The sequence below is a fragment of the Neoaquamicrobium microcysteis genome (assembly GCF_008180155.1).
Classification (GTDB): domain Bacteria; phylum Pseudomonadota; class Alphaproteobacteria; order Rhizobiales; family Rhizobiaceae; genus Aerobium; species Aerobium microcysteis.
The window spans coordinates 173610-196615 of record NZ_VSZS01000059.1 but is presented as its reverse complement, the minus strand read 5'-3'; the positions used below and the strand labels follow the sequence as shown (position 1 = coordinate 196615).

The following is a 23006-nucleotide window of genomic DNA, read 5'->3' as shown; positions in this document are numbered from 1 at the left end:
TTCCCATCCGCTCAGAACGCGACGTTTTGGGGACCCTTCAACTCAAGCATCGCACGCGCTTCGGCCGGCGTCGCGGTCTCCATCGAAAGCTCCTTCAGGATACGGATGATCTTGGCCACCTGCTCGGCGTTGCTCGTGGCGAGCTTCCCCTTCTCCAGGAAGATGGAGTCCTCCAGCCCGACCCTGACATGCCCGCCCAGAATGGCGTTGGTGGTGGCGAACGGCATCTGGTGACGGCCGGCGGCGAGGACCGACATGTAGTATTCGTCGCCGAACAGCCGGTCGGCGACGGCGCGCATATGCAGGAGATTGTCGATCTCCGCCCCGATGCCGCCGAGGATGCCGAACACGCCCTGCACGAAGAGCGGTCCCTTCACCAGTCCCCGGTCGAGGAAGTGGGCGAGATTGTAGAGATGGCCGACATCGTAGCATTCGAACTCGAACCGGGTGCCGTTGGCGGAAAGCTCCGTGATGCCGCGCTCGATCTGCGAGAAGGTGTTCGACAGGATGAAATCCTTCGTCATCTCAAGATAGGGCTTCTCCCACTCGTGCTGGAACTCGGTGATCCTGCCGGCCGCGCCCGAGATGTTGAAGTTGAACGATCCCATGTTCATGGAGGCGACCTCGGGCTGCGCCCATTTCGCCGCCGCCAGCCGATCGTCGAGCGACATGCCGAGCCCGCCGCCGGTGGTGATGTTGATGACCGCGTCGCATTCTTCCTTGATGCGCGGGAGGAACCTCCTGAACGCCTCCGGATCCTGCGTCGGCCGTCCGGTCTCTTCCACGCGGGCGTGAAGATGCAGCATCGCCGCGCCGGCCTTCGCCGCCGCGATCGCGTCGGAAGCGATCTGATCGGCGGTGATCGGCAGGTGCGGCGACATTGTGGGCGTGTGGATCGAGCCCGTGATCGCGCAGGTGACGATCACCTTGCTGGATTTGCGCATTTCGTCCTCCCTGACGGAATTTCGGCGTGACCGGCACGCACCAATCGCATATAAAGCGTATGGTACGTTAATGTACTAAATAGCCGCAGACAAGCCGGTTCTTCCGCCGGCGGCTGGCGGGCAGGTGGAGGAGAAGCCAAATGACCGCAGTTCATCATGTTCCCACGTTTGCGACAGCGACGATCGCGATCGCCGGCGGCACGTCGGGCGTCGGGTTGGCGACCGCCAAGGCGTTCGCGGCGGCGGGAGCGACGAAGATCGCGCTCATCGGCCGCAACGAGGAGCGAGGCGCCGCCGCGCGCGAGGCGGTCGCGGTCTTGTCGGAGGAATGCGAAGTCGTGTTCGCGAGCGCGGACGTCAACAAGGTCGATGACGCACGGCGAGCCGCAGACACGGTGAGCGACCGCCTGGGAGCGATCGATATCCTCGTCAATTCCACCGTCGGCAAAGCTGTGCCTGCCCTCTTCCATACGATGGATCCGGCCCGGATCGCCACCGATCTCAACGAGTTGATCCTTGGGCCGATGATGATGTGCAGCGCCATCGTTCCCCAGATGCGGGCGAAGGGCGGCGGCGTGATCATCAATGTCGCCTCCGACGCCGCGAAGGTGCCGACCCCCGGCGAATCGGTGATCGGTGCCGGCATGGCCGGTATCGTGATGTTCACCAGGACGCTGGCCATGGAGGCCAAGCGTGACGGAATCCGTGTGAACGCCCTGACGCCCTCCCTGATCGAGGGGACGATGACCTACGATCATGTCTTCCGGCATGAGTTCAGCGCCAAACTGTTCGAGAAGGCGGCGAAAATGGCGGCCCTGGGTCTGGTGCAGCCGGAGGATCTTGCCGCCGCCGTGCTGTTCCTTGCGGGCCCGCAGGCGGCACGTATCACGGGCCAGACGATCAGCGTCAATGGCGGAATCTCTGCGGCCTGACCGGAAATCCTTCTCCAGGGAGCGAGTATCCACTTCAGATACGCAATTGGACAGTACGCAAGCTTATGGTATTGGTTCGTTGATCGGCCCTCTCGGGTCGCCTCGCGATATGGATTGGTTGAACATGATAGACCGTCCCGACTGGGATCTTCGCCTCGGCTACCTGATCCACGACGTGTCGCGGCTTCGCCGCATGATGTTCGACAGGGCGCTTGCGCCTTTGGGCATCACCCGGTCGCAATGGTGGGTCCTCGCCTTCATCTCGCGCAAGGACGGCCTGCCGCAGACCCAGCTCGCAAATGAGCTCGATGTCGGAAAGGTGGCGCTGGGCGCGCTGATCGACAGGCTGGAGACGGGCGGGTTCGTCACCCGCAAGGCCGATCCGGTGGACAGGCGCGTCAAACGCGTCTTCCTTACCAGGCAGGCGGGGCGGTTCATGGAACAGCTGCGCGCGGAAACCGACGTTTTCAATGCGAAGATCGTCGAGGGGATCGACCGGCGCGAACTCGAAACCACGTCGAACACGCTTCTGACCATGAAACGGAACCTGCTCGCCATGTCCGGCGACACGGGCGCCGAGCTTTCGGAGGAGCGTGACGAGTTGGTCAATCAGCCCAAGACGGTGCGCAAGATGAGGAAGGCCGGCTGATCAGGACGTCACGCCCGCTTTTCTGAGCCCTTCGATTTCCGTCGCGCTGAAGCCCCAACCTTCGAGAGCGGCTTGCGTGTCGGCGCCCGCCGCCGAGGCGGGCCGCGCGATCCTCGAAGGCGTGCGGCTGAAGCGCGGGGCCGGCGCGGGATTGACGACGCCGTCGACCTCGACATGGACGGCCCGCGCGGCGACATGCGGATGCGACCGGCATTCGACGAGGTCGAGGACGGGCGCGAAGCAGGCGTCGGTGCCTTCAAGCAGCCCGCACAACTCGTCGCGCGTCCTGCACCCGATTGCGTCGGCGAAACGCGCGCGCAGTTCGGGCCAGCGCTTGCGGTCGTGCTGGGCGGGAAGTTCGCCGGCGGGCAGGCCGAGCCTTTCCACCAGCTCGTCGTAGAACTTCTTCTCGACCGCCGCCACCGAAACGTATTTGCCGTCGCTCGTCCTGTAGACGTCATAGAACGGCGCGCCGCCGTCGATGATGTTGACCCCGCGTTCGGTGCGCCACGCTCCCATCTGTTGGAAGGAATGGAACATCGTCATGAGGCTTGCCGTGCCGTCGATAATGGCGGTGTCGACCACCTGCCCCTCCCCGGACGCCCGTGCATGGACGAGCGCGGCGAGCACGCCCATCGCCAGATAGAGCGCGCCGCCGCCGAAATCGCCGATCAGGTTGAGCGGCACCGCCGGCGCTTCGCCCTCGCGTCCGATCGCCGCCAGCGCGCCGGTGAGCGAGATGTAGTTGAGGTCGTGCCCGGCCGCCTGGGCCAGCGGGCCGTCCTGGCCCCAGCCGGTCATGCGGCCGAAGACGAGCCGCCGGTTGACCGGCCTGCACTCGTCCGGACCGAGACCCAGCCTTTCCATGACACCCGGGCGAAAACCCTCGATCAGGATGTCGGCACGTTCGACCAGCCTCAGCACGGTCGCCACGCCTTCGGCGGACTTCAGGTCGACGGCGATCGAGCTTTTGTTCCGATTGAAGAGATCGTATTTCTGCGGCGTTTCCACACCGAGACCCGATGGCGTCAGCCGGTCGATTCGAACGACGTCCGCCCCCATGTCGGCGAGCAGCATGCCGCAGAACGGGGCCGGCCCGATGCCCGCCATTTCGATGATGCGCACGCCTTCAAGCGGACCCATGCGATGCTCCAGCCCTTGTTCGATATGTCGGGGTTCAGTGGATCGCCAGCGCGGCGGCGATCTTCGACGCGCAGGCCGGGGCGCAGTTCTGCATGGCTGCCGCCTCGGCCTCCAGATCGACCTCGACCTTCTCGTCGGCCTTGCGGCGGCTCGCCCCCTCGTTGCGGTAGTCGTCCAGCGCGAACAGCGCCGCGCCCAGCGCGCCGGCGATCTGCGGGTCGGGCGGGATGATGAGCTTGATGTCGAGCGCTTCCTCGATATGGCGCACTGCCGCGATGTTCCTGGCCACGCCGCCGGTCATCACAGCGGGTTCACGCTTGCCAACGCGCGCCACCAGCCCGATGGTTCTCTTGGCGATCGCCGCATGAACTCCGCCGAGAATCTCGGGCTTGGCGACGCCTTCGGCGAGGAGGGAAATCACTTCGGTCTCGGCGAAGGTCGCGCACATCGAGGTGATCTGGATTTTCTCGCGCGCCGACAGCGCCACCTCTCCCATCCTGTCGAGGTCGACATTGACGGCCCGCGCCAGCACTTCGAGGAATTTTCCGGTGCCTGCGGCGCAGCGGTCGTTCATGGCGAACTGGGCGACGAGACCGTTCGGATCGATGCCGATAACCTTGGAATCCTGCCCGCCGATGTCGATCACCATGCGCGCCTCCGGAACCATGTGCACGGCGCCCCGCGCGTGGCAGGTTATCTCGGTGATCGAGCGGTCGGCAATGTCGAGCATCCGGCGGCCATAGCCGGTCGACACACAGCGCACGATGTCGGCGACGGCAATCCCCGCTTCGTCGAGAGCGTCCTGAAGGGACGCCTTGACGCCTTCGTCGCTGACCGCGCCCTTGGAAGACACGCAGGCGGCCTTGACGTTGCCGTCGGCGTCCAGAATGACCGACTTGCCGGTCGTCGATCCGAAATCGATCCCCAGGACATGGGCGGCCATGACCGCAGCCTCACATCGACCGGGCGCGGCGCGCCTCGATCTGCTCGAGCATCGCTTCTACACGGCTGTTGACCAGCTCGTCCTTGTAGAAGGACTCATCCACCATATCGCCCTCGAACATCGCCACGGGCAGGCCGAGCCGCTTGCCGACGCCTTCCGCGATCAGGAACTGCGGGTAGGAGAACGCCCGGCAGGTGCGCGCGCCGTGCAGGATCAGCCCGTCCAGCTCGTAATACTCGCAATGCTCGACGATCTTGTCGACCATCTGCGGCGCGGAGATCGAGATCGGGCAGGTGAGGTAGTTCTGCGCCATGCCGTCGAGCGGGTCGTCGAGGTCGATAACCTCCGTCTCGTGCCAGAAGCCCATATGGGTGTAGCGGCCCGCGACGATGCACGAATCGTAGCCCGCGAACTTGTCGGCGAGCCAGCCGATCTTGTTCCAGTTCATGATGCCGTCCCAGAACAGTCGGTACTTTTCCACCGGCGCGGAACCAACCCCATTGTCGACGCGCTCCTGGATCTCCGCCTTCTTGATCTCGAAATAATTGACGATGTCCGGGCCGCCCGGCAGGAAATTCACCGGCGCGATGGAGTTGGTCCATTCGAAGAAGCTCGCCGGCGAGGGTTTGGCCTTGCACAGCCGCATCGCCTCGACCTTGATCTCGGCCGCGCGCTTGATGTAGCCCATGATCTCGCGCAGCCGGTCGTGGTCGAACTTCTTGCCCGTGATGCCTTCGATGAAGGTGATGCATTCGCGAAGCTGCTGCACGAGGAAGGCCACCGCCTCCCGGTATTCCGGCCCGCTCATATATTTCGCCGACGGCTTGTTGCCCCATATCCATGGCAGCGAGATGTTGAAGATCGGCACCTTCTTGCCGAACTGGCGATAAAGCATGTCGTCCCATTGCTGCCCGGTCGAGCAGAAGGGATAGGCGCTGATGATCATGTCCGGCGCCGGGACCCGCGCGGCGAGGCCCTTCCTCACTTCCGAATCGCGCGGCAGGTCGCTGACCGATTCCGGCGTGGAATTCTGGGTGAGCACGCCGCAGCCGATATGGGTGCGGGCATAGGAGCAGAGCTCGCGATCGTAGCCGAACTCCTCGGCGGCCTCCTGCGCCGGACCCTCCTCGTTGCGCGCCGCCAGCAGCGCCGACATCGCCTCGCCGTGGCACCATGCGATGTCGGCAGCCTGGAGGATCGGGTTGATCGCCACCCCCTCGTACCAGCAGACGAGGCGGCCTTCCTCCTTCGCCTTGAAAAGGTCATCCCAGTAATCGGTCACCATGCGGTTGTTGAGCTTGGTGGCCTTGAGCCGGTTGGCTCGCTTGATCTGCTGGTCGGCGACGGCGATGTTCATGCTCGGTGCTCCGGGCTCGATCGGGGATCAGGATGCGATGCGCTGCGGCGTGCCGCGGCGGCGCGCCACCTCGACGAAGGTCTCGACCTTGGTGCGCATGTTCTCGAGGCCCAGCATCTCATGCTCGGTCTCGATCAGGAGATGCGGGACGTCGGCGACCTGGAACGCCTTGCGGATGCGCGGATAGTAGAAGTAGTGAGGCTCGCAGAACTTGGCCATCAGCACGATCATGCCCTTGGCGCCACAGGCGTCGACCGCCTTGAGCAGCCAGCCGTCCCAGTCGATGCCGGGATCGAGCCGCGTCGGACAGGGCGCGCCGAAATTGCGGTTGAGATACCAGTTGGCGATCGCCTTCACCGGATCGCCGGTCTCGTCCATGTCCATCGAGATGTAGCGGTAGCCGTGATAGAGATCGTCATCGACGATCACCGCGCCGCAATCCTCGATCATGTCGAGCACCGCGGGCTTGGGCGCCTGGCACAGATGCCCCGAGACATAGACCGGAAGCCCGCCGCCCAGAGTGTCCGCGCCCGGTTCGACCGAATCCACGATCTGCCTGAGCAGCGCGTTATGCTCGGCCTTGTCCATCACCATCGAGGATTTGACGATGTGCTGCATGTGGGAGGCGCGCAGCCGGATCGCGCCGGTGCGCCGCAATTCATAGAGCCGGCGGATGAGCTGCCGGTTCTCGTTGAACTCCCTGATGCTTGCGCGAAGATCGTCTTCGGTGATGGTGACGCCGAGCGTCTCCTCGATCCCTTCGATCAGGCGGTCGAGCGCGCGCATCGAATTTTCGAGCGACCACTTGTCCCTGAGCGAGGGTATGAGCTGATAGAAGCCGACCTGCGTTTCCGGCAGCCGGTTGCGCACGATGTCGGCCGCGCTCAGGATCTGCACGCAATGGTCGCCGAACATGATCGCGTCGACATAGTCGAAATCGCCCTTCGACGCCTGGTCGACCACGCTGCGCGTATAGCCGCAGAAGAACGGATACATGCCCGCGCCTCCGACCGTGATCGGGTCGTCCGATTCCTGGAGGACGACCGGCATCGCTCCCGACGCATGGACCACCTCGGCGGGGAAGTGCATCGGGAACGATCCGACCACCTTGCGGCCGGTCTTCGCCTTCCAGCGCCTCGCGTGGTCGTTGGGCCGGCGGGCGGCTTCGGCAAGAACGCCTAGGGCGGGGTGCATGGGTACGTTTTCCCTTCTGCGCATGACATAACCCTGATCGCCAGGGATCATACGCTAATTTACTAAGTTGAACTCATTTGTCAACGTGCGGATATGCGCGAACTTGCCCGCTACGGGCAATTTCTCGTGGCGTCCATCGCTCTCGGTCGATCTTATTGAGTTTAGCTTACTTAATGCGCCACCCATCAGCGGCTCATCGTCCCTGATAGGTCAAGGGCCGCTTCTCCATGATCGCCTGGATGGCGTCCCAGGAATCCTGTGTTCTGGAGCAGCGCGCGATCGCGCGGGCCTCAAGCTCGATCTGCGTCTCCAGCGGCTGGTCGGTCGAGGACAGGAACAGCCGCTTCATCTCGCCGAAGGTCAAGGTCGGGCCTGCCGCCAGATGCTCGGCCAGCTTGACCGCTTCATCGTCGAGCGCATCGTCTTCGACCACGCGGTTGACCAGCCCGTTGCGCTCCGCCTCCTCCGCGCTCCAGGTCTGGTTGAGCATGATGAACTCGGCAGCCTTCCTGCTGCCGACCCGGCGTGGAAGGAAATAGGTGCCCGATGAATCGCTGACGAAGCCGATGGCGTTGAACGCGGCGTAGAATTTCGCCGACCGCGCCGCCAGCGCGAAATCGGCCATCGCCGTCAGAGCCACCGAGCCGCCGGTGGCCAAGGCATGAACGGCGACGACCACCGGCGCATCGGCGCGGGCGAAGCGGGACACCGCCATGTGCAGGTCCGATGTAGCGCCCTTCAGCAGGTAAGGCAGCCTCTCGCGCGACGCGCCGAGCCATTTCAGGTCCGCGCCGACGCTGAAGAATCTTCCCTTCGCGCGGATCAGCACCGCCCTGACGGCGGGATTCTCGTCGCATTCGATCGATATTTCGCAGAGTTCGGCGCAAAACCTGTCATCGAAGGGATTGCCGCGCTCCGGCTGGCTGAGCGTCACATGGCCGACGCCATTGCGGATATCGAGTTCGATGGATCGTTCGCTCATTGGTAACCTCCTGCTGACGGGCTTGCTGAGTCGCACCCTCAATTTCGTGATCGAGCCTCGGCGCCCTTTTGCCCGGCGATGATCATCTTCATGATCTGCGCCGTACCGTCCCCGATCTCGATGCCCATGACGTCGCGCATGCGCTGCTGATGCGGCAGGTCGAGTGACCAGCCGTAGTGGCCATGGGTGAGGAGGCACTGATGGATGATGTCGACCGCCGTTTTCGGACCGAGCCATTTGCACATCGCCGCCTCCGAGGTATGCGGAAGACCGGCATCGCGGAGCCTCAGCGTGTGCAGGCAAAGCTGGCGTATGGCCGCCAGCATCGTCTCGGCCTCGGCCAGCGGGAAAGTCACGCCCTGGAAGGCGGAGAGCTTTTCGCCGAACGCCTGGCGCTGGTCGATGTATCGCCAACTCTCGTCCACCGACGCCTGCGCCGCACCCACGCATTGCAGGCCGAGCAGCGCGCGGGTGAAGTCGAAGCCCTGCATGACCTGCACGAAGCCACCGCCCTCGTCGCCGAGCCTGTGGTCCTCGGGCACGACGACATCGTCGAAGAACAGCGAGCCGCGTCCCAGTATGCGGCTGCCCACGTCCCGGAAGCGGGTGGCGCTGATGCCCTTCAACGCCGTCGGCACGAAGAAGGCCGTCACCCCTCGCGCGCCCGCCTCCTTCGAGCCGGTCCGGGCAAAGAGAACGACGCCGTCCGACTGATCCGCGCCGGTGATCGATGTTTTCTCGCCGTTGAGGCGGTAGCCGCCGGGGCATTTCTCGGCCCTGAGCACCAGATTGGCGGCGTCCGACCCCCCGCGCGGCTCCGTGAGGCCGACGGCGATCAGCGACCGCCCCTTGACGATGCGCGGCACCCACTCCGCGGCGACGGCCGGCTCCGCGTAGCTCGACAGCAGCTTTGTCATCAACGATCCCATGATGGGGACATAGGCCATGCTGAAGTCGCCATAGGCGAGCGCTTCCGCGATCAGTCCCGACGTCACGCTGTCGAGACCGAGGCCGCCCAGTTCCTCCGGCGTTTCAGGCGCGATGAGGCCAAGTTCCCCCATGGTCTCCATGAGCTTCGGGTCAATGCGTTCCTGCTCTTCCCGCGCCTGATAGAATGGCGCGAGCGCCTCGCGGGAAAACCGCTGCGCAGTTTCGAGCACGGAACGCTGATCGTCCGTAAGGATCAGTTCAGCCACGATATCCTCCCTGGCCGGCGCCCGCCACCTGTCCCTCGGCGAAGAAGTCCGACCGACAGGCGACCCGCGCAGACGGCAGGAACTATTCCACGACTCGTTTGGTGTCGCAACGTACTATACGCTATGATAACAACTCGTAGGCGCAACGCAGAAGCGAGGACGACAAATTGAGCACGACTTCTCCTATCCGCCTGGCGTCGACCATCATGCTGGTGCGCGAGCAGCCCGTCTTCGAAGTGCTGATGGTGCGCCGGCATCACCAGATCGACTTCATGTCGGGCGCAATGGTTTTCCCCGGCGGAAAGGTGGAGGAGCATGATCTCGACCCGCGCTGGGCCGAGTCCGCGATAGGGTGGAACGACGTTGCCGAGATCGAGCGGGGACCGCGCATCGCCGCGATCAGGGAGGCATTCGAGGAATCGGGCATGCTGCCCGGATGCGTCGCACCCCCGGCGGACCGGGAGGGCTCCGCGCACGCGCGCGCGGCAATGGAGAACGGCACGCTCGCCTTCATCGACTATGTCAGGCAGCATGAGGTCACGCTCGATCTGCGAATGTTGACCCTCTTCTCGCGATGGCTGACGCCGCCGGTCGTCCCCAAACGCTTCGATACGTTCTTCTATGTCGCCTCCGCGCCGGCCGGCGAGGCGGTGGCGGACGGGCGCGAAACGGTCGACACCGAATGGCTGGCGCCCGCCGACGCGTTGAGGCTGGCCGCCGAAGGCCACCGGACGATCGTGTTTCCTACCCGCATGAATCTCGGGCTGCTGGCGACCACGCGCACCCTCGCCGGGGCGGTCGCGGCCGCGAAGGCTCGTTCCGGTCGGACGATTCAGCCGCGTGTCGAACAGCGCGGTTCCGACCGCTACATCATGCTTGATCCGGAGGCCGGATACGGCCATGTCGAGGAACTGCTTTCGATCCCGTGATTGCATGAGCCGCCGAAACCGAAGTATCGATATCGGCGCAAAACGAAGGATATGGGCGTCGTCGACTTGGCTGCCCCTGGCAAATGGTGCGGATGAAGGCTCCGGGAAAACGCAACAGCAGGCGACGACCGCGCGACGAGCGCATGTCGGAGATCATGACCGTCACGCGGCGCATGCTGGCCGAACGCGGATACGAGAACGTCGTCACCACCGAGGTCGCGCAAATCTGCGGCATATCCGAAGGAACGATATTCCGGTACTTCCCGACCAAGCGGGACCTGCTGATAAAGGTTGCCGAAGCCTGGTTCGAGGAAATCCTGTCCCTGCCGGCCGATGGGTCCATCCACGGCTCGGCGCGCGAGAGACTGCGCTACGAGGTCGGCCTCGCGCTGTCGATCATCCGCAGGGAACCAAGCCTCACCCGCTTCGTGCTGATGGAACTGCGACCCGACCCGACCTATCGGACGATGCACATCTATCAGCTCAACCGGCGGTTCACCTCACGCATCCTCGACGCGCTGAAAGCGGCGATCGCGTCGGGCGAGTTGACGGACGATGTGTCCGCCGAACTGCTTCGCAACATGATCTTCGGCTGCATCGAGCACCAGACCTGGGCCTTCCTGCGCAAGGAGGGCGACTTTTCGGTCGAGGAGGCAAGGGACGCCATCACGACCGTGATCTGGCGCGGCATGGAGGCCGAGACCGCCGACAACAGGCTCGACCGTCTCGATCGGTCCATCGCACGGCTCGAGAAAGTCGCCGCCGCGCTCGACGATTGATTCGCGCGACGTCTCCAGCTGGAATGCGCCGCGCCGGCGCGGTAGCCGGCGCGGCGGCGTGGTCACTCGGCGGGAACGAACCTGCCGGCCGCCGCGTCGATCCGGAGAACCCTGCCGGCCATGTCGGTCAGCCGCACACCTTCGCCGAAGCTGATCGGCGCCATCAGGCCGGTCTCGAAATCCGTCGTCTTTTCGATATTCTCGTTGACGCAACGCCGCGTGAGCTCCTGCCCGCAGGCCTCCATCGCAGCCGCCTGGACCTTCAGCGCCGCATAGGCGATCACCGAATAGCGGTTGAGCCTGGCGATGTCGTCGGCCGGCAAATGTTTCCGCGCGAGTTCCAGGAACGGCGCCAGTTGCTGATCGGTCATCGACGGCACGAAGTCGTAGACATAGACGCCGTCGCCTTCGGGACCGAACAGGTCGATGACTTGCGGGATATGATCGACCCACATGACGCCGAACTGGGGTTCATAGCCGATCTTCTTGGCTTCCTTGAGGATAGCGGCGTGCTGGGCGGGCAGGCCGCCGAGGATGAGCGCCGTTGCTCCGGACGCCCTCGCGTTCAGCACTTCGGCGGCGAAATCCGTCTGGCCGCGCCTGAACTTCTGTTGCAGGCTTGAGGTCTTGCCGAGTTCCTCGAGCACGGTATCGAGCCCTTCGAGCCGGGCCTGGCCGGACTCGTCGTCCTGGACGATCGCGCCCCATGACAGGTCGGGCGTCCTAGCGTCCAGATACTTGACGAGGTTTATGACACCCTGCTGGTAGTCGGTTCCGATACCGAAGAAGCTGGGCCGGGGCGGCTCGTAATGGGCTTCCGTCGTGACCAGCGGATTGATCGTCGGGATGTCGCCCTCCTCGATCATCGGCATGATGGCGAGACCGTGCGAGCCACCGGAAACGGTCGTCAGCGAGAAGATCTGGTCGACGTCGATGAGTTTCTGCATGGCCTGCACGGTTTTCGCAGGCACGTAGTCGTCATCCTCGATGACGAGCCTGATCGTGCGGCCGTTGACGCCGCCATTCTCGTTGATCTCGGCGGCGGCGATCCGGTTGCCGAGCGTGCCGGCATAGCCGAGCGGCCCGCCCGGCCCGGTAAAGGGCGCGATGCCGCCAACGACGATCTCGGTGTCGGAGACACCCGGATCGGCCGCCAGCGCGACGCTTGTCGAAAGTCCGATCGAGACTGCTCCCACTAATCCAATGAATGCACGCATGCTGGTTCCTCCCTTGCTGCAAGGTTCATCTGTGAAGTTCGGCTATTCAACTGCGACGAAAGCGCCGGCGGCGTGATCGACGCGCAGCACGCTTCCTTTCAGGTCGGTGAGCCGCACATCCTCACCGAAGCTCAACGGCGCCATGAAGCCCGCATCGAAATCCCTGATCTTCTTGAGGTTCTCGATCTCGCAGGCGCGGGTCAGCTCCTTGCCGCACGCCTCCATCGCCGCCGCATGCACCTTCATCCCGGTATAGGCGATGATCGAGTACCGGTTGAGTTTGGGCACATCCTCGGCCGGCAGGTACTTGTTGGCCAGTTCAAGGAACGGCTTGAGCCGCTCATCGGTCATCGAGGGAACGAAATCGTAGACATAGACTCCGTCGCCTTCGGGGCCGTAGAGATCGATCACCTGCGGGATGTGGTCCATCCAGACCGCGCCGAATTTCGGCGCGTAGCCGATCTTCTTCGCTTCCTTGAGGATCGCCGCGTTCTGGGCCGGCAATCCGCCCAGCACGATCGCATCGACACCGGCTTCCCTGGCGCGCAGAACCTCCGCCGCGAAATCGGCCTGGCCGCGCTTGAACCGCTGCTTGAGCACGGCTTCCTTGCCGAGTTCGGCCAGCACGGTATCGAGTCCTTCCTCGCGCGGGATGCCCGATTCGTCGTCCTGGACGATAGACCCCCATGTGAGGCCGTCTTCCGTGGCGTCGACGAACCTGACCAGATCGATCACGCCCTGCTGGTAGCTCATGCCGATGCCGAAGAAGCTTGCGCGCGCGGGCTCGAAATGCGCGTCGGTCGTGACCAGCGGATTGATTGTCGGAATGTTGTGTTCCTCGATCATCGGCATCACCGCCAGACCGTGGGATCCGCCCGAGACGGACGTCATCGCGAATATGTCGTGGACGTCGATGAGCTTCTGCATCGCCTGCACGGATTTGGCCGGCACGTACTCGTCATCTTCGACGATCAGGTTGATCTTGCGGCCGTTGACGCCGCCCCGGTCGTTGATTTCGGCGGCCGCGATCCGGCTGCCGAGCGTGCCGGCATAGCCCAGCAGTCCCGCCGGCCCGGTGAAGGGAACGAAGCCCCCCACCACGATTTCCGTGTCGGTGACGCCGGGATCGTTCGCCAATGCGGCGCTCGATCCGAGAGCCAGGCACAGTGCTGTCAGCAGTTTGCTTGCAGGTCGCATTCCGGTTCCTCCCATTGGTTGCGGTCGGCCTTGCAGTATGTCGTCCCGATCCTCCGCCTCACTTCCGGCTGTAGGGCCAGTCCGACCAGAAGCGTTTTGTCCGGTTCCATTGATGCGCGAGGCCGTCCGGCTCGAAACGCAGGAAAAGCATGATGACCAGCGCGTAGATTATGCCTTTGATCTCCGCGGTATTGCCGCTGGCGATCGACCCGAGCGCGCCGCCGAACAGGGAAAGGACGTAGCGGCTGAAATCGGGAAGGACGGTGATCAGCGTCGCGCCCAGGATCGCGCCGCGGACGCTGCCCAGCCCGCCGACGATGATCATCGCGATCGCTTCGATGCTGACGATGAGTTCGAAGCTGTCGGTGTTCAGGTAGCGGATGTTCAGAGCCATCAGCGAACCGGCGACGCCGGTGATGAAGGAACTGACGGCGAAGGCCAGCAGCTTGTAGCGGACCAGATTGATGCCCATCATGCTTGCCGCCGTATCGTAGTCGCGCAGCGCGGCCCATGCCCGCCCTACCCTGCTGCGCAGGAGATTGAGCGTTCCAAGCACCGTCAGCCCCGCGATCACCAGCGTCAGGTAAAACATCGAGGCCGGCGATCGCATCGGGATGCCGAGGAAGTCCGGTCGCCCGACCGGCATGCCGGAAGAGCCGCCGGTCAGCCCCTCCCACTGGTTGATGAGATGGACGACGATGATCGAGAAGGCGAGCGTCGTGATAGCCAGGTAAAGCCCCTTCAGGCGCAGCGAGGGGACGCCGACGAGCAGGCTCGCGGCCGCCGATACGAAGCCCGCCGCGAGGATCGCGGCCGGAATCGGCCAGCCATAGGTCGAGATCGCTATTCCCGCGGTGTAGGCGCCGATCGCCAGAAAGCCGGCATGGCCGAGTGAGATCAGGCCGGCGGTTCCGGTCACGATGTTGAGGCCCACCGCTCCGACCGCCGCGATCAGGATCAGCGTGACGTAGGTCATCACATAGGTGGGCACCATAAACGGCAGGGACACCAGGACGGCCAGCAGCAGCGCGTACCAGTTCCAGGAACTGCGGTAGGGGAGCAGTTCGGTCAGTTCGCGGTAGTTCTCGCGATAGGTTCTCGTTCGCATCAGACCCTCTCGATGTCTTTTTGACCGAACAGGCCGTATGGCCGGATCATCAGGATCACGAGGATGACGACGAAGCCTGCTATCTCCTTGTAGGCGGAGGCGATGTAGCCGCCCGCCAGGTTTTCGACGACGCCGATGATCAGCCCGCCGAGCGCGGAGCCGAGCACGGAGTCGAGACCGCCGAGGATCGCGGCCGGGAAGGCGCGGATGCCGACATGGGCGAGATCGGGGCCGATATGATAGATGTTGGCGAACAGCACCCCGGCGATGCCCGCTATCAGCGCCGATATGATCCAGGCGACGCGATAAAGGCGGCTGACCGAGACGCCCATCAGCAGCGAGACCGTCGAGTCGGTGGCCGTCGCCCGCATGGCGATGCCGACGATGTTGAAGCGCAGGAACGCCCATACGCCGACGCAGAGGGCGACATAGACCGCGAGCAGGAAGAGCTGGATCGGCTGCATGTAGACCCCGAACAGCTCGATCGGCGCGCCGGTGGCCGACCCGGGAAAGCGGTAGGGATCCAGTCCCCAGATCAACCCGACCACCGCCCGGATCATGACGGCGAGCGCGATGGTCATCATCACCAGCGAGAACACGGGCTGCCCCAGCATCGGCCGAACGATGAAGCGCTCGATCAGCAGGCCCACTCCGATCGCTCCCGCGATGACGGACAGCATGACCAGCGGCGCGCTGGCGTCGGTCCGCAATGCGACCGAATAGGAGATGTAGCCGATCAGCATCATGATCTCGCCCTGGGCGAAGTTCACGACGCGGCTCACCTTGTAGATGATGGCGTAGCCCATCGCCAGCATGCCATAGATCGCGCCGACCGCCAGGCCGGCGAAAACGAGGTTGAGGAAGTAGCTCATCAGGCGGGCTCCTTCCCGTAGATCCGCGCGATCTCTTCGGCGTATTTCTTCTCGATGAAGGCGCGCTTGACCTTCTGCGTCGCCGTCAGTTCGCCGTCGTCATGGTCGAGCTCCTTGGACAGGATCACGAACTTGCGGACGCTTTCGACGCGCGCGAAGCGCTTGTTGACGCGCTCGACATCCCTGGCGATGAGTTCGTTGACTTCCGGAAGCTGCGACAGCGAGCGGTAGTTCGTATAGGCGAGGCCCTTGTCCTGCGCCCATTTTCCGACGGAATCCATGTTGATCTGGATGAGGGCGGCGACGAAGTGGCGCTGCTCGCCGAGGATGATCGCCTCGCGGATGAACAGCGATTCCTTCAGCGCATTCTCGATCTCCGACGGCGCGATGTTCTTGCCGCCCGAGGTGATGATGATCGCCTTCTTGCGATCGACGATGCGGATCTCGTTGTCCCCGGCCCGTTCGGCGACGTCCCCGGTGGAGAGCCAGCCGTCCGGGCTCAGCGCCTTCTGCGTCGCCTCTTCGTCGAAGAGATAGCCATGGAAGACCGTGGGGCTCCGGATCAGGATCTCGCCGTCTTCAGCGAGCCGGTATTCGACGCCTTCGATCGGCGCTCCCGCACCTCCCGGCAACCACGCCTTTTCGTGCTGGAGGAAGGTGATGCCGCCGCTCTCGGTCAGTCCGTAGACCTGATAGACCGGAAGACCGAGCACGGCGAAGAAGAGCAGGGTCTCGGGCGATACCGGCGCGCCGCCGCATATCCGCACGATGGAATGGTCGAGGCCCATGTGCTTTTTCATGGCGCGGAAGGCCAGGAGATGAGCGCCCCAGTATTCGAGGCGTTCGAGCACGCCTTCCGCGCGCGGCGCGCGGCCTGCCGCCAGCTTCGGTTCCAGCCGCCGGCGGATATGGCCGTACAGGAAGCCGAACAGCCATTTCTGGTAGGGGCGCGCCTCGTTGAGCCGGATCAGCGCGTTGAGCCTGTGCTTTTCCCATACGCGCGGCATGCCGAGAAAGAAGGTGGGACCGATCTCGCGGATATTGGTGTCGATCGTGTCGATGGACTCCGCGAAGCTCACCGTGCCACCGGTGCACAGATGCACGGTCATCGAGCAGATGCGCTCTCCGACATGGCACAGAGGCAGATAGCAGAGCACCGAATAGGTGTCGGCGGTCAGTCCGTAGGTGCGCACGATCGCGGCGGCCGAATGCAGGAGATTGCGGTGGCGAAGCTGTGCGCCCTTCGGCGGCCCGGTAGTGCCGGAGGTGTAGACGATGATGCAGATGTCCTCGGGCGTGATCGTTTCGAGCGCCCCGGTCCACGCGCGATCGACGTCGGCCGTGTCGGCTTCTGCGCTGAAACTCTCGACGTCCTCCCACGAGATGAGACGATGGTCGTCGTATTTTCGCATGCCCTTCATGTCGACTGCGATCACCTTCTCGACCAGCGGCAGGCCGGTTCCGTTCGACGAGGCGTCGAGTATCTTGTCGACCTGCTCCTGGTCTCCGCAGACGACGAACCGGCATTGCGAATGGGCGACGATGTATTGCAGTTCCGCCCACGGGTTGGTCGGATAGATTCCGACGGTGACGCCGCCCAGCGCCTGGACGGCGAGATCCGCGATCAGCCATTCGGGCGTGTCCTCGCCGGCGATCGCCAGCCGGTCGCCACGCCTGAAGCCGAGCCGCGCGAGGCCGAAGGCGAATATCTTCACCCGTTGCTCGTATTCCTGCCAGGTCGTGCGCCGCCATACGCCGCGAACCTTCTCCCGCAGGGCGACCAGATCGGGGGATGTCCGCGCCCGGTGGACGAGCAGATGCGGCAAGGTTGTGTGGACGATGTCTCGGGACAGTTCGCTCATGCGTGCGCGGCTCCAAGATAGGCTTCGATCACGGTCGGATTGCCGGCAACTTCCGCGGGCGTGCCGGAAGCGATCGGCACGCCGAAGTTCAGAACATGGACTGTGTCGGAGATATCCAGCACCACGTTCATGTCGTGCTCGATCATGATCACAGTCATGTTCAATTCGTCGCGCAGGTCGAGCACGAAGCGCGCGATGTCTTCCGTTTCCTCCTGGTTCATGCCGGAGACCATCTCATCGAGCAGAAGCAGCTTCGGCCTGGTCGCCAGGGCGCGGCCGAGTTCCACCCGCTTCTGCAATCCGTAGGGCAGCATCGCCACCGGCTGGTTCCTGATTTCCTCGATTTCAAGGAACTCGATGATGCGCTCTACCTCCTCGCGCGCCTGTGCCTCTTCGCGCGCCGTGCGCCCGAGAAAGAGCGCGCCGTCGAGTACGCCAGACTTCAGATGGGCGTGCATGCCGACGAGCAGGTTCTCGACCACGGTGCCGTGACGAAAGAGCGCAAGGTTCTGGAAGGTCCGGCCGATGCCCAGGCCTGCCAGGTGGTGCGGCCTGTGGCGCAGCAGATCCTTCCCGTTGAACGAGATCGTGCCCGACGTCGGGTCGTAGATCCGGCATATCATGTTGAAGATCGTCGTCTTCCCCGCGCCGTTGGGCCCTATGAAGCTGGCGATCTCGTTCTGGCGGATATCGACCGTAACGCCGGACAGCGCCTGTACGCCGCCGAAGCGCTTGGACAGGTCGCGGATCGAAAGAATCGGCGTCGGCGCCTTCATGCCAGCCACCTCTTGCGTCGGCGATAGTGCTTGACGTCGCGTAGTGACTTGCGGCCGGCGGACTGGTCCAACCCGAGATAGAATTCCTGGATCTCGGGACTGCCGAGGAGAGTCGCGGCATCGCCATCGAACACGACCCGGCCGCGCTCCAGCACATAGCCATAGTCGGAGATGGTCAGCGCGAGCCGCGCGTTCTGCTCGACAAGGAGGATGGCGATGTCGCCGCTGTCTCGCAGCGAGGAGATCGCCGCGAATATCTGCTCAACGATCTTGGGCGCGAGGCCGAGAGAGGGTTCATCCAGCATCAGCAGCGACGGGCTGGACATCAGGGCGCGGCCGATGGCCACCATCTGCTGCTGGCCGCCCGAAAGATAGCCCGCGACGCGATGCCGATGATCGGTAAGGTCGGGGAACAGGGAATAGACGCTCTCCAGTCTCACGGCGCGCTCGGCCGCACGCACCGTGAACCCGCCCATCAGCAGGTTCTCCTCTACGGTCAGATTGACGAAGAGCCGCCGGCCTTCCGGAACCTGGACGATACCCTTGCGGACGATTCCGTCGGATGAGAGAGCGGTGAGGCCTTTCCCGGCGAAGGTGATCGAGCCCTTGGTCAGAGCGCCCTTCTCCGGCCCGAGGATTCCCGATATCGCCTTCAGCAGCGTGCTCTTGCCCGCGCCGTTCGCTCCCAGAAGGCAGACGATGCGACCGGCGTCAACGGAGAACGAGACGTCGCGCACGGCCTCCACGACGCCGTCATAGAGAACCTGCGCATTGACGACATGAAGGTCGGCATTGAGCGGAGCTTGACTCAACATGAGACCTCCCCAAACTTGATGGCCAGCGATTCGGCAGTTGGGGCGGACAGCGGAAGAGGATGCTCGCGTACCGTACGCGGCGACGCGCGGTTCTCGGCACGGATGAGCCAACCGGAGCGGCCGCTTCCCATGCGATGCATGACTCCTCCCACCATTCCGCTAGGCCGGCGCGAAACCTCCCACGCTGCCGGCGTGGCTTTTATCGTACGCTAGCGCATGTTATCCTAGCGCACAAGGCTCAAAATGAGTTGGACTCACCTAAAATCAAAGTCCACCGCGCCGGAAAAATCTTGTAACACTCCATATCTTATAGTAGCGTACTATCTCGCATGACGCTCCGGGGAGCCTAGGCAGACCGGGCAACCTGCGACGGGAGGAAGTCGAGACGTGACACAGACTGCAACCATGTCGACGGCGGCCGGAGCCGTCGGCGCGGAGGATGTTCGCCACCTTCGCACGGTCTACAGCGCCGAGGAACTGCGCCTCAACTTCGGGGGCGTGAAGGCTCTGTCCGACGTCTCCATGGACATCCGCGACGACGAACTGCTCGCCGTCATCGGCCCGAACGGGGCCGGCAAGACCTCGCTGCTGAATGTGCTGAGCGGGCTCTACCGGCCGCAGCAGGGCCGGCTTCTCCTCAACGGCGAGGATGTCCGGGGGCTTTCGACGCATCAGATCGCAAAGCGCGGGCTGGCTCGAACCTTCCAGAGCGCCCATCTGTTCGCCGGCATGTCCGTGCTCGACAACATCATGGTCGGGCGCCACCACCTCATGCGCACCAACCCGCTTCAGGCGTTCGCCTACTTTCCCTGGACGCATCGCGAGGAGATCAGCCACCGCGAGGCTGTCGAGGACATCATCGAGTTCCTGGAGATCGAGGCGATCCGGCACCAGCCGGTCGACGCGCTCGGTTACGGCCTGCGCAAGCGTGTCGACCTCGGGCGCGCGCTCGCCATGGAGCCCAGGGTGCTGCTGATGGACGAGCCCATGGCCGGCATGAACGTCGAGGAGAAGGAGGATCTGGCGCGCTTCATCCTCGACCTGCGCGAGGCGCGCAAGATGCCCGTCGTCCTGGTCGAGCATGACATGTCTGTTGTCATGGATCTAGCCGACAGGGTCGCTGTGCTCGATTTCGGTCGCAAGCTTGCGGAAGGCGCACCCTCGGACATCCAGCGCAATCCCGAGGTGATCGCCGCCTACCTCGGAGATGCCGCATGAGGCATCCGGCAGGCTCCACCCAGGCGATTTCCGGTGCGGGCAAGACACTCCCGCAGGTGCTTCTCGCCCGCGCTGCGGCAAACCCTGATGTCCTTGCCCAGCGCTCCAAGCGCAAGGGCATCTGGCAGAAGTTCTCGTGGTCGGACATTCTCATGGCGGTGCGGGAATATGCCGGCGGACTCATGGCGAAGGGCGTTGGGCGTGGAGACGCCGTAGCCGTCATCGGCGAGAACGAGTCCGAGCATTTCATTGCGGAACTGGCGATACAGTCGGTCGGTGCGGTCTGCGTCTCGCTATACCCCGACATGACCGCCGATGAACTGCGCTTCGTATGTGAGCACAGCGAGATCGCCACCGTCTTCGCTCAAGATCAGGAGCAGGTCGACAAGGTGCTCGGCCTTGTCGCCGACCTGCCAAGGATACGCGCTGTCATCTACTGGGAAGACAAGGGCATGTGGTCCTACGAGCACCCCCTTCTCAGCGATATCGCAAAGCTGCGTGCGCTCGGCGCGGAATACCTGACCGCCAGGCCCGGCGTGTTCGAGGCGTCGGTCGACGCCGGCAAGGCGACGGACCCGGCCGTCATTCTCTACACCTCCGGCACCACCAGCAGGCCCAAGGGTGTGGTCTGGTCCCACGCCTTCCTGCTCGACAACGCGCAGCGGCTGGGCAACGGCGCCGGCACGAAACCGGGCATGGAGTATCTTTCCTACATTCCCCTGGCCTGGGCTCTTGAACAGTTTCTCGGCATGGGCATGGGTATTCTGCAGCCGCTCGTGGTCAACTTCCCCGAGCGTCCGGAATCGATCCTGGCGGATTTGAGGGAGATCGGCGTCGAGACGGTGTTCTTCGGCCCGCGTCAGTGGGAAAGCCTCGCCAGCACGGTTGAAACGCAGATGTTCGCAGCTGGAGCAGCTCGTAGGGCCATTTACAAACTTGGCCTCGACGTAGGCCGGCGGACCAATCTCGCCCGCCTAGAAGGCAAGACACCCCCCGTCTGGACCCGGTTTGTCAAACCGTTCGCCGAATTCGCCGTGCTCAAGCCGCTGCGTGACAAGCTGGGCCTGGTGCGAACCCGTTCAGCGCTCTGCGCGGGCGCCGCGATGGCTCCCGATGCGTTCAGACTGTTCCACACCATGGGCGTGCCATTGCGCAACGCGTACGGCAACACCGAGTTCGGACTGATCTCGATCCATCAGGGAGAAACCTTCGACCTTGAGACCTCGGGCTCCATCATTCCCGTCGATCCCGCCTATGGCGAACAGATCGAGTGGAAGCTAACCCCGCAGGGCGAACTTCTGGTGAAGGGCGGCACCGGCTTCCACCGCTACCTCAACGAGCCGGACAAGACGGAGGAACGCCGTGACGGCGAGTGGTTCCGCACCGGCGACTACTGCACGAGGGCACCCAGCGGGGATATCGTCTTCATGGACCGGCTGGATGATCTGCGCACGCTGGCCGGAGGCGAGACCTATCCGCCACAATATATCGAGACGCGACTCCGCTTCTCGTCCTTCATCCGCGAGGTGATGACCGTGGGCGAAGGCGAGCGCGACAATGTGGCGGCCCTCGTCGAGATCGACGGCGATGTGGTTTCGCAATGGGCCGACGAGCACAAGATCGGCTTCTCGACCTTCTCGGATCTCAGCCAGAAGCCAGAGGTCCGTGCCCTCATCGCGGGAGAGATCGAAAAGGTGAACCGGCTCCTGCCGCAGCATTCGCGCGTCGCCAGCTTCGCAAATTTTCCCAAGCCGCTCGATCCCGACGAGGGCGAACTGACCAGGACGCGGAAGTTGCGGCGCGGCTTTCTCGCCGAGCGCTACGCCTCCCTGATCGAAGCGCTTTACGGACCCGGCGACGCGCTCGATCTCGAAATCCCGATCCGATACCAGGATGGCAAGAAGGGCCTGCTAAAAAGCAAGGTGAACATTGAACGGATTGATCACGGCCCGGGGACAACCGCACGCATGGAAAAACGGGAACACCGCCAACTGCCCGTGGAGGCATCATGATCGAGTTTGTCAACAGTGTCGCCAACGGCGTGCTGATCGGCCTTCTGTATGCGCTCGTCGCTATGGGATTCGTCGTCATATACCGCGCCAGCAAGGTGTTCAATTTCGCGCAGGGCGAACTGATCGTGTTCAGTGCGTTCCTGATGTGGGCGGTGGTGATCGATCGTCAGCTGCCGCTATGGATCGGACTCCCCGTCACCTTCATCGGCGCCGCCATCTGCGGCTACGTGCTGGACCGACTTTTCCTGTCCCGGCTGGTAGGTGAGTCCGTCTTCTCCATGGTGATGATCACGGTCGGGCTGCTTATACTCATGCGCGGACTGATCATCATCATCTGGGGGGCTGAAACGCGGGCTTTTCCCGTAGTCTTCCCTCTTAGGCCTGTCATCGTCGGCGATATCATCATGTCTCAAGCGCTAGTAATAGGCGGCGTCATCACGATCGTGCTGGCTTTCGGCTTGTCGTGGTTCTTCAACCATACGCGCACGGGCCTCGCTCTCACAGCCGTCTCCGAGGACCAGCAGGTCGCCCTTTCCCTCGGGATCTCGGTGCGCAAGTCGATGTCGTTGGCATGGATCATCGGTGCGCTGATTTCCGCGATCGCGGCATGCGTCTACCTGAGCGGCCGCTCGCTCAACCTCCACGCCGCCGACATCGCCTTCGCCGCGCTCCCGGTCGCCTTGCTAGCCGGCCTCGAATCCATCACCGGCCTGATTGTCGCGGGTGCGCTCGTCGGCGTCGCGCAGAGTCTCGCCCAATACTATCTCGACCCGTGGCTGGGCCTCAACATCGCTTCGGTCGTTCCCTTTATCCTGATTCTGCTCATCCTGCTTATAAGGCCCTCCGGCCTGTTCGGCTGGAAAACGATCGAGAGGGTCTGA

The 23006-nt window shown here is 63.8% G+C and carries 21 protein-coding genes; 7 read left to right on the top strand and 14 right to left on the bottom strand.

What is annotated here, in order from left to right:
* Positions 1-11: 11 nt before the first annotated feature.
* Positions 12-944, bottom strand: coding sequence for a BKACE family enzyme (locus tag FY036_RS08250; RefSeq protein WP_148914222.1), 933 nt, complete (start codon positions 942-944; stop codon positions 12-14).
* Positions 945-1084: 140 nt separating this feature from the next.
* On the opposite strand from FY036_RS08250, the gene FY036_RS08245 reads away from it, so the two are divergent.
* Entirely contained in the window at positions 1085-1876 is a 792-nt protein-coding gene (locus FY036_RS08245; RefSeq protein ID WP_148914221.1) for an SDR family NAD(P)-dependent oxidoreductase, read from the top strand.
* 124 nt (positions 1877-2000) lie between these two features.
* The gene (locus FY036_RS08240; RefSeq protein ID WP_201744717.1) at positions 2001-2525 is read left to right on the top strand and encodes a MarR family winged helix-turn-helix transcriptional regulator; all 525 of its coding nucleotides are present in this window, start codon (positions 2001-2003) and stop codon (positions 2523-2525) included.
* On the opposite strand, the gene FY036_RS08235 is transcribed toward FY036_RS08240, so the two are convergent.
* From FY036_RS08235 to FY036_RS08210, 6 genes are all read right to left on the bottom strand, one after another.
* Entirely contained in the window at positions 2526-3668 is a 1143-nt protein-coding gene (locus FY036_RS08235) for a CaiB/BaiF CoA transferase family protein (protein WP_148914219.1), read from the bottom strand.
* A gap of 34 nt (positions 3669-3702) precedes the next feature.
* On the bottom strand, positions 3703-4611 hold the full coding sequence (locus FY036_RS08230) for an acyl-CoA dehydratase activase (protein ID WP_148914218.1): 909 nt from the start codon (positions 4609-4611) through the stop codon (positions 3703-3705).
* A gap of 10 nt (positions 4612-4621) precedes the next feature.
* Entirely contained in the window at positions 4622-5968 is a 1347-nt protein-coding gene (locus tag FY036_RS08225; protein ID WP_148914217.1) for a 2-hydroxyacyl-CoA dehydratase subunit D, read from the bottom strand.
* A gap of 27 nt (positions 5969-5995) precedes the next feature.
* A complete protein-coding gene (locus tag FY036_RS08220; protein WP_148914216.1) occupies positions 5996-7162 on the bottom strand; it encodes a 2-hydroxyacyl-CoA dehydratase subunit D in 1167 nt (388 codons plus the stop codon).
* Between the two features lie 193 nt (positions 7163-7355).
* Positions 7356-8144, bottom strand: coding sequence for an enoyl-CoA hydratase/isomerase family protein (locus tag FY036_RS08215; protein WP_148914215.1), 789 nt, complete (start codon positions 8142-8144; stop codon positions 7356-7358).
* Positions 8145-8182: 38 nt separating this feature from the next.
* On the bottom strand, positions 8183-9340 hold the full coding sequence (locus FY036_RS08210) for an acyl-CoA dehydrogenase family protein (protein WP_235897587.1): 1158 nt from the start codon (positions 9338-9340) through the stop codon (positions 8183-8185).
* A gap of 167 nt (positions 9341-9507) precedes the next feature.
* On the opposite strand from FY036_RS08210, the gene FY036_RS08205 reads away from it, so the two are divergent.
* A complete protein-coding gene (locus tag FY036_RS08205; protein ID WP_201744716.1) occupies positions 9508-10269 on the top strand; it encodes an NUDIX hydrolase in 762 nt (253 codons plus the stop codon).
* Between the two features lie 143 nt (positions 10270-10412).
* Entirely contained in the window at positions 10413-11048 is a 636-nt protein-coding gene (locus FY036_RS08200; RefSeq protein ID WP_201744715.1) for a TetR/AcrR family transcriptional regulator, read from the top strand.
* 62 nt (positions 11049-11110) lie between these two features.
* Here the strand turns inward: FY036_RS08200 and FY036_RS08195 are convergent, their stop codons facing one another.
* The 7 genes from FY036_RS08195 to FY036_RS08165 are packed head-to-tail and all read right to left on the bottom strand — an operon-like array spanning position 11111 to position 18895.
* Positions 11111-12265 carry an ABC transporter substrate-binding protein gene (locus FY036_RS08195; RefSeq protein WP_148914213.1) on the bottom strand — a complete coding sequence of 385 codons (1155 nt, stop codon included), beginning with the start codon at positions 12263-12265 and terminating at the stop codon, positions 11111-11113.
* Positions 12266-12307: 42 nt separating this feature from the next.
* A complete protein-coding gene (locus tag FY036_RS08190) occupies positions 12308-13462 on the bottom strand; it encodes an ABC transporter substrate-binding protein (RefSeq protein ID WP_161601116.1) in 1155 nt (384 codons plus the stop codon).
* Between the two features lie 58 nt (positions 13463-13520).
* The gene (locus FY036_RS08185; RefSeq protein WP_148914211.1) at positions 13521-14570 is read right to left on the bottom strand and encodes a branched-chain amino acid ABC transporter permease; all 1050 of its coding nucleotides are present in this window, start codon (positions 14568-14570) and stop codon (positions 13521-13523) included.
* The gene (locus tag FY036_RS08180) at positions 14570-15442 is read right to left on the bottom strand and encodes a branched-chain amino acid ABC transporter permease (RefSeq protein WP_148914210.1); all 873 of its coding nucleotides are present in this window, start codon (positions 15440-15442) and stop codon (positions 14570-14572) included. Before FY036_RS08180 ends, FY036_RS08185 begins: the two co-directional genes overlap by 1 nt.
* Positions 15442-17304 carry an AMP-dependent synthetase/ligase gene (locus FY036_RS08175; RefSeq protein WP_148914209.1) on the bottom strand — a complete coding sequence of 621 codons (1863 nt, stop codon included), beginning with the start codon at positions 17302-17304 and terminating at the stop codon, positions 15442-15444. The genes FY036_RS08180 and FY036_RS08175 overlap by 1 nt, the downstream gene beginning before the upstream one ends.
* A complete protein-coding gene (locus FY036_RS08170) occupies positions 17301-18080 on the bottom strand; it encodes an ABC transporter ATP-binding protein (protein WP_148914208.1) in 780 nt (259 codons plus the stop codon). Before FY036_RS08170 ends, FY036_RS08175 begins: the two co-directional genes overlap by 4 nt.
* Positions 18077-18895 (bottom strand): ABC transporter ATP-binding protein, encoded by an 819-nt coding sequence (locus tag FY036_RS08165; RefSeq protein WP_148914207.1) that lies wholly within the window; start codon positions 18893-18895, stop codon positions 18077-18079. Before FY036_RS08165 ends, FY036_RS08170 begins: the two co-directional genes overlap by 4 nt.
* Before the next feature lie 387 nt (positions 18896-19282).
* Here FY036_RS08165 and FY036_RS08160 point away from each other — a divergent pair, with 387 nt between their 5' ends.
* The 3 genes from FY036_RS08160 to FY036_RS08150 are packed head-to-tail and all read left to right on the top strand — an operon-like array spanning position 19283 to position 23006.
* Positions 19283-20113, top strand: coding sequence for an ABC transporter ATP-binding protein (locus FY036_RS08160; RefSeq protein ID WP_235897586.1), 831 nt, complete (start codon positions 19283-19285; stop codon positions 20111-20113).
* A complete protein-coding gene (locus FY036_RS08155; protein ID WP_148914206.1) occupies positions 20110-22125 on the top strand; it encodes an AMP-dependent synthetase/ligase in 2016 nt (671 codons plus the stop codon). Before FY036_RS08160 ends, FY036_RS08155 begins: the two co-directional genes overlap by 4 nt.
* Entirely contained in the window at positions 22122-23006 is an 885-nt protein-coding gene (locus FY036_RS08150; protein ID WP_148914205.1) for a branched-chain amino acid ABC transporter permease, read from the top strand. The genes FY036_RS08155 and FY036_RS08150 overlap by 4 nt, the downstream gene beginning before the upstream one ends.